The sequence below is a fragment of the Paenarthrobacter sp. 10N417 genome, from assembly GCF_056394745.1.
This window is the reverse complement of sequence record NZ_JBFTIL010000014.1, coordinates 87,461-100,315: the sequence shown is the minus strand read 5'-3', so window position 1 is coordinate 100,315 and position 12,855 is coordinate 87,461. Positions and strand designations below refer to the sequence as shown.

Annotated in this window: 13 protein-coding genes; 12 read left to right on the top strand and 1 reads right to left on the bottom strand. The window is 62.0% G+C overall.

Translation table 11 applies throughout. The annotated features are described in order from the left end of the window. Positions 1 to 58 precede the first annotated feature (58 nt). Complete coding sequence (locus AC1DCM_RS17215) at positions 59 to 1,072, top strand: SDR family oxidoreductase (protein ID WP_477519157.1); 1,014 nt, start codon at positions 59 to 61, stop codon at positions 1,070 to 1,072. Between the two features lie 46 nt (positions 1,073 to 1,118). On the opposite strand, the gene AC1DCM_RS17210 is transcribed toward AC1DCM_RS17215, so the two are convergent. Then, positions 1,119 to 2,294 (bottom strand): zinc-dependent alcohol dehydrogenase, encoded by a 1,176-nt coding sequence (locus tag AC1DCM_RS17210; RefSeq protein WP_477519156.1) that lies wholly within the window; start codon positions 2,292 to 2,294, stop codon positions 1,119 to 1,121. A gap of 135 nt (positions 2,295 to 2,429) precedes the next feature. Between AC1DCM_RS17210 and AC1DCM_RS17205 the strand changes: the two genes are divergently transcribed. From AC1DCM_RS17205 to AC1DCM_RS17155, 11 genes are all read left to right on the top strand, one after another. Beyond that, positions 2,430 to 2,651, top strand: a complete 222-nt coding sequence (locus AC1DCM_RS17205; protein WP_477519155.1) for a hypothetical protein — start codon at positions 2,430 to 2,432, stop codon at positions 2,649 to 2,651. A gap of 239 nt (positions 2,652 to 2,890) precedes the next feature. Continuing rightward, positions 2,891 to 3,454, top strand: a complete 564-nt coding sequence (locus AC1DCM_RS17200; RefSeq protein WP_477519154.1) for a hypothetical protein — start codon at positions 2,891 to 2,893, stop codon at positions 3,452 to 3,454. A gap of 66 nt (positions 3,455 to 3,520) precedes the next feature. Further along, on the top strand, positions 3,521 to 4,096 hold the full coding sequence (locus tag AC1DCM_RS17195; protein ID WP_477519153.1) for an SIS domain-containing protein: 576 nt from the start codon (positions 3,521 to 3,523) through the stop codon (positions 4,094 to 4,096). Positions 4,097 to 4,185: 89 nt separating this feature from the next. Beyond that, positions 4,186 to 5,256, top strand: a complete 1,071-nt coding sequence (locus AC1DCM_RS17190; RefSeq protein WP_477519152.1) for an alkene reductase — start codon at positions 4,186 to 4,188, stop codon at positions 5,254 to 5,256. 173 nt (positions 5,257 to 5,429) lie between these two features. Further along, a complete protein-coding gene (locus AC1DCM_RS17185) occupies positions 5,430 to 6,128 on the top strand; it encodes a GntR family transcriptional regulator (protein ID WP_477519151.1) in 699 nt (232 codons plus the stop codon). A 180-nt stretch (positions 6,129 to 6,308) separates the two neighbouring features. Beyond that, positions 6,309 to 7,310, top strand: coding sequence for a sugar phosphate isomerase/epimerase family protein (locus tag AC1DCM_RS17180; RefSeq protein WP_477519150.1), 1,002 nt, complete (start codon positions 6,309 to 6,311; stop codon positions 7,308 to 7,310). Between the two features lie 3 nt (positions 7,311 to 7,313). Further along, positions 7,314 to 9,062, top strand: coding sequence for a dihydroxyacetone kinase subunit DhaL (dhaL, locus tag AC1DCM_RS17175; protein WP_477519149.1), 1,749 nt, complete (start codon positions 7,314 to 7,316; stop codon positions 9,060 to 9,062). 2 nt (positions 9,063 to 9,064) lie between these two features. Beyond that, on the top strand, positions 9,065 to 9,547 hold the full coding sequence (locus AC1DCM_RS17170) for a ribose-5-phosphate isomerase (RefSeq protein WP_477519148.1): 483 nt from the start codon (positions 9,065 to 9,067) through the stop codon (positions 9,545 to 9,547). A 2-nt stretch (positions 9,548 to 9,549) separates the two neighbouring features. Beyond that, complete coding sequence (locus AC1DCM_RS17165) at positions 9,550 to 10,539, top strand: 3-hydroxyacyl-CoA dehydrogenase family protein (RefSeq protein ID WP_477519147.1); 990 nt, start codon at positions 9,550 to 9,552, stop codon at positions 10,537 to 10,539. Positions 10,540 to 10,560: 21 nt separating this feature from the next. Beyond that, the gene (locus tag AC1DCM_RS17160) at positions 10,561 to 11,328 is read left to right on the top strand and encodes an SDR family NAD(P)-dependent oxidoreductase (RefSeq protein ID WP_442002480.1); all 768 of its coding nucleotides are present in this window, start codon (positions 10,561 to 10,563) and stop codon (positions 11,326 to 11,328) included. A gap of 177 nt (positions 11,329 to 11,505) precedes the next feature. Further along, positions 11,506 to 12,855 carry an MFS transporter gene (locus AC1DCM_RS17155; protein WP_442002481.1) on the top strand — a complete coding sequence of 450 codons (1,350 nt, stop codon included), beginning with the start codon at positions 11,506 to 11,508 and terminating at the stop codon, positions 12,853 to 12,855.

Here is a 12,855-nt window from a genome sequence, read left to right as displayed (position 1 = left end):
GCTGTCCCCTAGTTGGGCTGACGCTGCGCACGAATAGTCAGGATGCTTAGAATGAGGCATGGCACAGGACGAGCGCAACGAAGAGACAGGGCCGACCGAGGAATCCGAGAACGCCGAGTCAACAACTGACCTCGACGAAGACATCGCCATGGCTTTGGAAAACCACGTCCTTAACCCGGCGGAGGATCCTGAAGATGCGTCGGATCCACGGACTATGTATCCGTCGGGGGAGTTCGAGCCGCAAACCCAGGACTATCCGGGCTGGACCGAGGCAATGATCCCGCGGCCGGACCACGGGGAGCATAGCTATGTGGGCCATCATCGCATGATGGGATTCCGGACCTTGATTACGGGCGGCGACAGCGGGATCGGGAAAGCCGTGGCCATTGCCTTCGCCCGTGAAGGTGCAGATGTGGCGTTCACGTATTTGCCGGAAGAGGAGCAGGACGCCGAATTGACCGTCCAGCTGATCGAGGCCGCGGGCAGCCGTGCCCTCGCGCTTCCAGGGGATCTGCGGGACGAGGAATTCTGTCAGGAAGTCATCGCCCAAACCCTCCAAGAATTCGATGGCCTGAACGTCCTGGTGAATAACGCAGGGTTCCAAATGACTACGAGCCAGGGGATCGAAGACCTTGGCAGCGAACAGTTCGACCGGACCTTTAAGAGCAATGTCTATGCACTCTTCTGGCTTACCAAAGCGGCCCTGCCGCACTTGCAGCCAGGGGCCTCGATCATCAACACCTCATCGATCCAGGGTTACCATCCGAGTCCCTCGCTGATCGATTACGCCGCCACCAAGGCAGCCATCAACAGCATGACGTTCTCGTTGGCAGAATCCCTGGGCCCCAAGGGAATCCGGGTCAATGCCGTAGCTCCCGGGCCGGTGTGGACGCCCTTGCAGCCACCAACACAGCCGGAGGAGAAGATCGTAAAGTTCGGCCAGGACACACCTCTCGGCCGGGCCGGTCAGCCTGCTGAACTTGCCGCCACGTATGTCCTGCTGGCAACAGACGAGTCCAGCTACATTTCCGGATCAGTCATTGGAGTGACCGGCGGAAAGCACCTCGCCTAAGCCGCCAGCCACCGGTTCCCTCCGGTCAAGAGGATCGTCCAAGAAGTCAGGGCTTGAGCACCACCTTGATGCAGCCGTCCTGCTTCTTCTGAAATTTCTCGTACAAGTCAGGTGCATCGTCCAGACCACCTGTGTGGGTGACCAGATGCATGACTCCCAGCGGATCGGCGTCGTCCTCTACCAAGGGGAGCAGCTGGTCAGTCCACCTGCGGACGTTGCATTGCCCCATGCGGAGTTGAACTTGTTTGTCGAACATGGTCATCAGTGGCATGGGATCGGCCTGGCCCCCGTAAACGCCACTGAGCGAAATAGTCCCGCCGCGCCGCACCAGATCCACTGCCGTGTGGAGGGCAGCAAGGCGGTCCACGCTCATGGTCTCCATGGCTACCTGTGCCGGCTTGTCAGGGAGCAGGGAAACGGCCCGATGCAGGAATGAGGCCACTGGTGAGCCGTGGGCTTCCATGCCCACGGCATCCACCACCGCGTCCGGGCCCCGGCCGAGGGTCTCCTCGCGGATCTGCGCGGCGACGTCCGGGCTGTAATCCATGGTCTCCACTCCGTGTGCTTCCGCCATTGCCCGGCGCTCAGGAACGGGATCCACACCAATGACTCGGAAACCCTTGTGGACGCCAATTCTGGAGGCGAACTGGCCCACAGGACCGAGTCCCAGCACTGCCAAGGTGCCGCCCTCGGGGACGTTGGCGTATTCGACGGCCTGCCATGCAGTGGGAAGGATGTCCGAGAGGAACAGGTAGCGTTCGTCGGGGAGGTCGGAATCTACTTTGATGGGCCCATAGTCGCCGAAAGGTACACGCAGGTACTGTGCCTGGCCGCCTGGGACGGAGCCATAGAGTTCTGAGTATCCAAAGAGCGCAGCCCCTGTGCCCTTGGCTTTGACCTGCGTAGTTTCGCACTGCGATTGAAGGCCTTGGTTGCACATATAGCACCGACCGCAGGAGATGTTGAAGGGCACAACTACCCGGTCGCCCTTCTGGAGCCGGTGGACCTCTGAGCCCACTTCTTCGACGATTCCCATGGGTTCGTGGCCGATGACGTCGCCCTTGTGCATGTACGGGCCGAGGACTTCGTAGAGGTGCAGGTCCGAGCCGCAAATGGCTGAAGATGTTATTCGGACAATCACATCCGTTGGTTCCTGGATGGTGGGATCGGGGACATCAATAACGCTCAGCGAGCGCCTTCCCTGCCACGTCACTGCTTTCACAATCGCTCTCCCTGCTTTGGGGGCTGGAGGTGTCCCGCGCTGCAGGAGACCTTCCCAGCGAAGCAGAGTTGGCAGCGGCGCACAAGGTCTCCAGTAGCCTCGACAGCCCCTGATGCCCGGCCTACATTGATGGCTATGAGCGAAGAATCGAGCGAACCGGATCAAACACCTTCCGAAACCTCAGCGCCTACTGAAGCTTCAAAACCCGCGGCACCTGCCGACGTCGAGCATGAGGACAGCAGCCGCGGGACGGGTGACTTCACTACCGAAGTGGACCCTACGTTCATCCCCGATGAAAGCGGCGAGACGCCGGAGGAGAAGCGCGCCAGGGAGCATCCAGAGCCGACGGGTAGCTAAACTCGCTTCTAGGCAATCAAACAGCGGACGACGGCGGCCCTCCGGTGACTGCGTCGGTCACCTGCGCCTTCGATTTAGTAAGTAACCTGATAATTGGTGTTAAGCTGGTAGGAGATAACTGTCCACGTGATCAGAAAGCGTTTGGAACGAACACGGGATGGGTACAACTTTGGGTACTAAGCACAGCGTGGGCTAGGGACGGCGCCCAAACAAAGCCGTTCACGAGGGAGGCAATCCACATGGATACGGGGCAACTGGTATTGATCATCGTGTTGGCCGTCGTCGTAGTCGCAGCTGTGATCATTGCGGTGGTAGTTGGGCGCAAGAAGAAGGCCGAAGTCAATCGCCGTCGCGCAGGGGAATTGCGCGAGAAGGCAGACCAGGAAGCCGTCGGCGCACATCAGGCGAAGGCCCAGTCGGCACAAGCCGAAGCAGCGGCGGTTCAGGCGGAAGTCGAGGCTAACCGGCTCCGGCGCGAAGCAGACCGGCACGCGGAGAAGGCCCAAGAAGCCAGCGGGCGCGTTGAGGAGCACCTGCGCCACGCCGACAAAGTGGATCCCGATGTCAGGACTGGCCGCGACCGGGAGCACGATACGGATCGTGGACGTGACCGTGACATGGATACACGGGACATGGATACAAGCGACGAACGGATGACACGGGATCGCTCGGCACGGGAAGGCGCCGTCAGGGAAGAGCCTTTGCGGGAGGCTTCTACGAGGGAAGGCTCTACGCGGGAGGGCTCTACCCGGGACGGTTCTGTGCGGGACGGTTCCAGGCGGGACGGAGATAGGAACGTGTAAGTTCCTACGGTGAAACGGAGGCAGGAAGTGAGCATCGTGGTAAGGCGACCGGGACAGGTGCGCTCGATGGATTCAAGGCAGAACAGGCATGCAGTTGACGTTGTTCTTGGCCATTTGGGCGAGATCGGCCCAGCAGTAGCGGCCCTGCGTCGTGAATCGTCGCGGCTCGCTGAATGGGGAGAAGAACTGGCCCGTGTCCGTCTTCGTGGCGGCAGCGTGTTTGCTGCCGGCAGCGATGGCTCTGCGCACGAAGCACAGAGATTCACCTCCGAACTGGCGGCCCACGACCCCAGAGATGGTTCTGCCTTCAAGGCCATATCTGTCAGCAATAGCCCCAACGACGGGGCCCGCGGAAGCATCAGTGACCAGATTCCAGGCTTGGTCCGGCGCGGCGACATCGTAGTGTTGCTCGCCGCCAAGGGAATCACGGACGATCTCCGCGAGGCCGCTGCCGCGGCGAAAGCTGCCGGAGCGCGGGTGTGGGCGTTGACTGGCAAGGAGTCCAAGGACCTTGCCCAGGCTGTCAACGAAGCAATTTGCATCGACACGGATCCGCCCCATGCCGAAGAAGCGCATCTGGTTGCCGTCCTGGCTCTTTGCGAGTGCTTCGACGACTCTATGAGGCTGCGCGGCCAGGGCTAAGCCATGTGATCTGCCACTCATTCGGAATAGTTGCATACGCTGCACAGTTGCCCAGAGTGAACCCCGATTCATTCTGAAAGGAACTGCGCATGCTGTTTTCCCCCTTGGCCCTTGGTGAGCTGGAACTTCCCAACCGACTGGTGATGGCGCCGCTGACCCGGCTGCGGGCCGGCGCCGACGGAATTCCGGGTTCACTGATCGCCGAGCACTACCAGCAACGCGCCTCCCTTGGGCTGATTGTCAGCGAGGGAACGTACCCGACGCCGGCCGGTCAGTCGTACCCGGGTCAGCCGGGACTGGTAACGGAAGCGCAGATTGCAGGCTGGAAGACGGTCACCGACGCCGTTCACTCTGAAGGCGGACGTATTTTTGCCCAGATCATGCACGGTGGACGCGTTTCCCACGCGGACATCACGGGTGGCCACGAAATCGTGGGCCCGAGTGCCGTTGCCATCGACGGCGATGTCCGCACTCCGAACGGCAAGCAGGCATACCCGGTGCCGCGCGAGCTCCGCACGGACGAGCTTCCGGGAGTCATCCAGGAGATTGTGACCGCCTCGAAGAACGCCATTGAGGCAGGATTCGACGGCGTGGAACTCCACTCCGCCAACGGTTACCTGCTGCATGAATTCCTTGCGCCCAACTCGAACGTCCGGACCGACAGCTACGGTGGCTCCCCGGAGAACCGCGCCCGGTTCGTGATCGAGACCGTCAATGCCGTGGTCGAGGCACTGGGCGCCAACCGCGTGGGCATCCGGATCTCCCCGGAACACAATGTGCAGGGCATCGCCGAGACGGATGCCGCGGACGTCCGCGCCACCTACGAAGTGCTGGTGGAGACCATTGCGCCGCTTAACCTGGCGTACCTGAGCATCCTGCACCACAACCCGCAGGGCACCTTGGTCCAGGATCTTCGCCAGCGCTTCAATGGCACGTTCCTGGTGAACACCGGCTTCAGCGAAATCACGACACGCGATGAAGCCCTGGCAATCGTCGCCGATGGCCTCGCCGATGCCGTTGTGGTGGGCCGCCCGGCCATTGCCAACCCGGACCTCGCCCGCCGCTGGCGTGAAAGCCTCCCGCTCAACGAGCCCGATGCCTCCACCTTCTACGGCGAGGGCGCCGAGGGCTACACGGACTACCCCTTTTACGCGAACTAAAGCGCAGCACCCCAGGCAAAATCCGACGTCGGCACTCACCGGAGTGCCGACGTCGTGGTTTAACGTGTGGCCACCCAAGTAAGTCGCAGTTGAGCGCGTTTTGAGTGCTCAGAAGGCGCTCAACTGCGACTTACTTGGGTAAGTCACGTCCTGCTTCCTATAGGATTTGTGGCATGTCTGAACCTTCGCCGGCTCTTCCCCGCCCGGGCTTTCCCGTCAGCCGCCAGGTGTTGGCCGATCACGTTTATGAAGCCCTCCTCGAGTGGCTCATGGATGGTCGGCTCGAACCCGGGGCCGCCGTCAGCATCGACGGAATGGCGCGGGAACTGGACGTTTCTCCCACCCCGGTGCGTGAAGCGTTGGCGCGACTGGAGCATACGGGCATGGTGCGGCGCGTGGCGTTGAAAGGGTATCGGGTAGCTCCCGTGTTCACACGCGAGGATTTCGCTGAACTCATGGAAGCCCGGCTTTCGATTGAGCCCGTGAATGCCCGCCTTGCGTGCGAGCGCATGACTTCCGAGGGCCTGGACGCCCTGAAGCAAGCGGTCGAGGATCTCAAGACTGCACCCCGGGGCGGCACGTTTGCTGAGTACCGCAGCTACCTTGAGGCTGACGAGCGCTTCCACCAATTGATCGCGGCGCAAGCCAGGAACCAGTTCCTGCTCGCCGCTTACAACACTTTGGGCGGGCAGATCCAGCGCTTCAGGTTGTTTGGGGGAGTGGGGATCACAGATGCAGAGCAGGCTATCGCCGAGCACCAAGCCGTCCTCGACGCGATGACGAGCGGGGACCCCGGGAAAGCGGCCGACGCAATGGTCAATCACGTGGAAAAGGTGCGGGGTCGGGCCATTACTGACGCGCCGGAGGACTGAATACTGCTGCTTGATAAGGGCTCGCCGCTGGTGCGGCGGGCCTTTTTCATGCGCTGAGTGAGCCCCTTCACAGACATATGTAAGACATATAGGATCTAGGAAGTTTCGCGAAAAGGGTTGACAGCTTTGCTTGGATCGTAAATCCTATAGGAAACAGGATTCCACGAAGGAGTGATCATCATGGCGTATACCGCCGAGAATTGGCCCATCACCGCGGCCCTCCTGCAGTTCCCCGGGGCAGACGCTGCAGGACAACACGTGAACGACGCCGATGCTTCCGTTTGGGCTGCCGTCCTGCAGGAAGTGAAGGAGGCGGGCTTTGCCAACGCCGACCTCACGGACAGCTGGGTCCGTCCGGGTGATCTCAGCAACGAGCGCCTGGCCGAGTTCAAGCAGACGGCTGACGAAGTGGGCATCGGAGTGCCGGTGATTTCCGCAATCCGCAGCAGCGTCATCCACCAGACGGACTGGGCCGACAATCTCGCCTACAGCCACCGCACCATCGACGCCGCTGCAGAGCTTGGTTGCGAGGTCGTGTCTTTTGGTCTTCACCAGGCCCTCACTCCGGAGCAGCAGAAGCAGCTGTGGTTCTGGACGGTGGAGGGCTACAAGGACCCGGTAGAGGACAAGGAAATGTGGGGCAGCGCCGTCTCCCGACTTCGTGAACTTGGCAAGCATGCAGCAGAGGCGGGCATCCTCATCTCCCTGGAAATGTACGAGGACACCTACCTCGGCACCGCGGATTCATCAGTGCAGCTGGTCCAGGACATCGGTTTGGACAACGTCGGCCTCAACCCGGACCTGGGCAACCTGATCCGCCTGCACCGTCCTATCGAGGACTGGCGCGAGATGGTGGCCAAGACCCTGCCGTACTCCAACTATTGGCACATGAAGAATTACATCCGCGACGAAGATGTGGCCCGCGACAGCTACATCACCATGCCGGCACCGATGGAAAGCGGCCTGATCAATTACCGCGAGGCATTCAAGTTCGCACTCTCGGTCGGATTCCAAGGCATCCTCTGCACCGAGCACTACGGTGGCGACGGACTCAGCGTCACGGCCAGCAACCAGGAATACCTGCGCCGCCACGTCCTGCCGAAGACCGAGGGTTACAAACTCGGCAAGAGCGAAGTAGCCCAAGGACGCCAGACACCGGTAAACCAGCTCGCAGGAGTCTAGGAAATGACACAGATTTTCGACAACCCGGCAGACTTTGCCGATGAAGCCTTGGACGGTTTCGTGGCTGCCAATCGCGGCTATGTTGCCAGGGTAGATGGCGGCGTGGTCCGCTCCACCGAGGTGCCTGCCGGGCAAGTTGCTCTGGTGGTCGGCGGCGGTTCCGGGCACTACCCGGCCTTCGCTGGACTGGTCGGCCCCGGGCTCGCAACGGGCTCGGCCTGCGGCAACATGTTCGCCTCCCCCGCAGCTGGCCAGGTGTACCGCGTGGCCAAAGCGGCCAATGCTGGAGGCGGAGTCCTGCTGAGCTACGGCAACTACGCTGGCGATGTCCTTCACTTCGGCCAGGCACAACTCCGCCTCAACGCCGAGGGCATCGAAACGCGCACTGTCACCGTCACGGACGACATCGCCAGCGCGCCGATCGATCAACTCGAGAAGCGCCGCGGCATCGCAGGCGACCTGACAGTCTTCAAGATCGCCGGCGCCGCCGCCGAAGCGGGACTGAACCTCGACGACGTCGAGCGTTTGGCCATCAAAACCAACTACCGCACTCGCTCGCTGGGCGTGGCCTTCGACGGCTGCACTCTTCCGGGTGCCAAGGATCCGCTGTTCCACGTTCCTGCCGGGCAGATGTCGCTGGGCCTCGGAATCCACGGTGAGCCCGGCATCTCCGAGCACCCGATGCCCACCGCGTCCGAGCTTGCAGAGCTTCTGGTTTCCAAGCTGCTCGCGGACAAGCCCGACGACGCCGGGGACCGCGTGGTGGCGATCGTGAACGGCCTGGGCACAGTGAAGTATGACGAGCTCTTCCTGCTGTTCGGCAAGCTCGAGAAGCTGCTCACCGGCGCTGGTCTCACCGTTGTTGAACCGGAGTGCGGCGAGCTAGTGACCAGTTTGGACATGTCCGGACTGTCCCTGACACTGCTCTGGCTGGACGATGAACTCGAACAGTATTGGGCCGCGCCCGCCGATACCCCCGCTTTCCGCAAGGGCAGCATGGCACCCCGTGCAGCACGCGCCGAGGCAGCAATCGTCGACGCCGAAACCGCCGACGTCGAACAGCCCACCCCGGCGGCAGCGGAACTCGGGCGGCAGGCCGTGGCCATCCTCGCCCAGGTGCGTGACGTCGTCGTCGAACACGAAGACGAGCTCGGCAAGCTGGACGCTATCGCCGGCGATGGTGATCACGGAATCGGCATGCGTCGCGGCGTCGACGCTGCGGCTGCGGCAGGCGAATCCGCATCCGGCTCCTCGGTAGCGCGAATCCTCCTCGCGGCCGGCGAAGCATGGAGCGAACGGGCTGGCGGAACTTCGGGCGCATTGTGGGGCTCGGCGGTCATTGCGGCCGGGCAGTCGCTCGGGAACCGTGAAACGTACAGCTCCTCGGATGCCGCCGACGCGGTGAATGCCTTTGTCCTGGCCATTACCGAACTCGGCAAGGCCGAGCCCGGAGACAAGACCATGGTGGACGCCCTCTTGCCGTTCCGGGATGCGTTCCTGACCGAGCTCCACGGCGGTGCGCCCGTGGATCGGGCACTGGCAGCAGCCGCTGCGGCTGCTGAATTGGCTGCCGCGCAGACCGCTGAACTGCGGCCGCTCAAGGGCCGGGCGCGCCCACTTGCCGAGAAAAGTCTTGGCCACCCGGATCCCGGCGCAGTCTCCTTTGGCCTGATCGCCACGAGGATCTCCCAACACATCGATTCACTACTGGCCAGCGCTGCTTCAGCGGCTCCGGCCGGAAATGGAGCCTGAAAATGAGCACTACGCAAGGCTGGCGCATCGTCGTCGGCAATGACGAAGCCGGAGTGGAATATAAGCAGGCACTTCTGGCACTGCTGGAATCCGACCCGCGCGTTGCATCTGTGACCGATGTCGGAGTGGGTGCCGACGATTCCACGGCCTATCCCCACGTCGCCGTTGACGCCGCCCGCAAGGTAGCTGACGGTGACTTCGATCGAGCCCTCCTGATCTGCGGCACCGGGCTGGGCGTGGCCATCGCGGCCAACAAGGTCCCCGGAATCCGTGCGGTTACGGCCCACGACAGCTACTCGGTGGAACGATCCGTACTAAGCAACAACGCGCAGGTCCTCACGCTCGGGCAACGGGTGATTGGCTTGGAACTGGCCAAGAAGCTCGTAGGGGAATGGCTCGGCCACCGCTTTGACCAAAATTCATCCTCCGCCGCCAAGGTGGACGCCATTTGCTCCTACGAGCCCGACTACACGAAGGCAGTTTGATCATGACCGTTTCTGAAGCAACCGAAGGCACAGTGGAAAACGCAGCCCGGAAGATCGCCGTCGTCGGCTCCGGTTACATGGGCGGCGGCATTGCCCAGGTCCTGGCGCTCGGTGGGGCGCGCGTGGCGTTGGCGGACGTCTCTGCCGAGATCGCGCAGAAGAACTTCGACCGCCTGCTGGTCGAATCCGATCAGTTCATCGCCGATGGTCTGTTCCCGGCGGGATCCACTGAAATCCTCAAGCAGAACCTGTGGGCTGCGAAGGACATCGAGGAAGCCGTTGCTGATGCCGACTTCATCGAAGAATGCGTTCCCGAGGTCCTGGAGATCAAGCACCAGACGCTCGCCCGGATCAGCGCCGCCGCCCGGCCGGACGCCCTGATCGGCTCCAACACCTCCACCATTTCCATTGCCGCCCTGGCAGAAGCCGTGAGCAACCCGGAGCGGTTCCTGGGCATTCACTTCTCCAACCCGTCGCCGTTCATTCCGGGCGTCGAGGTCATTCCGCACGCAGGCACTGACGCCGCCACTGTAGCTGCCTCCCGCGAGCTGGTTCACGCGGCGGGTAAGCAGACCGCCGTCGTGAAGGACGTTACGGGTTTTGTGCTCAACCGCCTGCAGTACGCGCTGTTCCACGAAGCTGCGCAACTGGTGGAGCAGGGCATCGCAACAGCGGACGACGTCGACACCCTGGTGCGTACGACGTTCGGCTTCCGCTTGCCGTTCTTTGGTCCCTTCGCGATCGCGGACATGGCCGGTTTGGATGTCTACAACTTCTGCTACAAGTCCCTGCAGACCGGCTTCCCGGAGCGGTTTGCGACGCCGAAGATCCTGTCGGACCTCGTTGAGGCAGGCAAGCTCGGCACCAAGACCGGCGCAGGGTTCCTCAACGTCCCGGCCGAGCGCACGCCGGAACTCATCGCATATCGGAACAAGGCCTACGTCGCCATGCAAAAGCTCATTGAAGAGCTTGGCCCGGCACCCATCAACTAGTTCGTTTTTAGGAGATCCTTCATGAGCACTTTCCCCGCTGAACGCACCGCCATCGTCACCGGCGCTGTTTCCGAGCGCGGCATCGGCCGCGCCACTGTGAACTACCTGGCCGCCCAAGGCTGGAATATCGGCATCATCGATCTTGACGACGCCGCCTGCAAGGCTGCAGCGAAGGAAGTCGCTGCAGAATACGGGGTCCAGGCCCACGGAGTCGGCGCGAACGTCGCGAGCGAAACCGAAGTCCGGGCTGCGATCGATGAACTGGAAGCCGAGCTGCCGCAGATCGTCGCCCTGGCCAATGTTGCCGGCGTCAGTTCGCCCATCGGCTACCTGGAACTCGAACCTGCTGAGTGGGATCGCGTGCTGAGCATCAACCTCAACGGTGTCCACTACGCCACCCGCCGGGTGGCCGAATCCATGGTGAAGAACCGGATCGGCCGCATCGTGAACATCTCTTCGGTCTCTGCCCAGCGCGGTGGCGGAACGTTCTCCAAGACGCCCTACTCTGTTGCCAAAGCCGGTGTTATCGGCCTGACCCGTGCCACAGCCCGGGAACTTGGTGAATACGACATCACCGTCAACGCGATCTCACCGGGCCCCATCGACACCGACATCATGGGTGGCACTCTGAGCCAGGAGCGCAAGGACGAACTGACCAAGGACCTCGTGGTGAACCGCGTGGGCTCCACCAGGGACATCGCCGCCGCCATCGCCTTCCTCATCAGCGAGGACTCCGGATACATCTCCGGCCAGACGCTGAATGTGGATGGCGGTCTGTACATGCACTAGGGCTTCCCCGATATGAAGACCCTGACGATATGAAGGCCTGGACCAGAGAACGCAAGATCTACCTTGCCGTGGGCATCCTTGCCTGCGCAGTGGGCATGGTGCTCATTTTCTTCCCGCGCTGATGGCGCGCTGCGTTAGCCATCTCAACCCCAACTGATTGCTCAAAGAGGAGTTTCAATGTCCGTTGCCTCAACTTCCACTAAGGAGTTGCTGGATTCGCCGATTCTGAAGTCGGCCATATCCAAGGCTTCTCGGCGGCTGATGCCGATGCTCGTCATCCTGTATGTGGTGGCATTCCTTGACCGCACCAATGTGGGCTTCGCCGAAGCCGCCCTTGGGGTGGACAAAGGCATCACAGCAGGTGCTTATGCCCTGGGTGCCGGTATTTTCTTCATCGGCTACGCATTGTTCGAGATCCCCAGCAACCTGCTGCTTACCAAGTTCGGCGCCAAAGTCTGGCTTGCCCGCATCGCCATCACCTGGGGCATAGTGTCCGCGTGCTTCGCCTTCGTGCAAGGCGAGACGTCGTTCATCATCCTCCGCTTCCTGCTGGGTGTCACCGAGGCAGGACTCTTCCCAGGCGTCATCATGTTCCTCGCCGCCTGGTTCCCCAACAAAGTCCGTGTGAAGATGTTCGCCATCTTCTACCTGGCTCAGCCTCTCTCCCAGATGCTGGGAGCTCCGCTGTCCGGCTGGCTCATCAATATTGGTGACCAGGTTCCCGGTGTCGCAGGCTGGCAGGTCATGTTCTTCGTAGAAGGTTCGCTGGCCATTGTTGCAGGCATCGCGTCCTTCTTCTTCCTCATCAACAGCCCACAGGATGCCAAGTTCCTGAGCAAGGAAGAGAAGCTTGCCCTGACAGATGTCATGGCACTGGAAGACACCGTCAAGGAAGAATCAGGTCCGCGCGGCGTCCTGGCTGCCATGCGCAATGGCCGTGTCTGGTACTTCACCGTCATCTACTTCTGCCTGCAGATCGCGGTCTACGGCGTCACGTTCTACCTGCCGCAGCAGGTGTCCCAGCTCACCGGCCAAAAGGTGGGGCTCGCCGTCGGACTTCTGGCCGCTATCCCGTGGTTCTTCGGGATCTTTGCCTGCTACTTCGTGGGCAAGGCTGCAAACACGGTGGCACGTCGTCGCCGCTGGGGCACGGCACTGTTCGTGTCCACAGGGCTCTGCATCTTCGGTTCAGCCTGGGCCGGCGCCAACCACCTTCCGGCGCTCGGCATCATCTTCATCAGCCTCGCGGTGTGCAGCTTCCTGTCGACCGGTCCTATCTGCTGGTCATATCCGACGGCGTTCCTCACCGGAACTGCTGCGGCTGCGGGTATCGGGCTGATCAACTCCCTGGGCAACCTCGGCGGTTTCGTCGCACCGATCCTTCGCACCACGGTCAACCAGGTCACAGCTTCGGACACGGGCACCATGGGTGTCTACGCTCTGGGTGTCCTGCCGTTCCTGGCCGCGGTGATGATGTTCGGCACCCGGGCCTTCACCAACAAGGCCGACGAGTTGCTGGACAAGTAG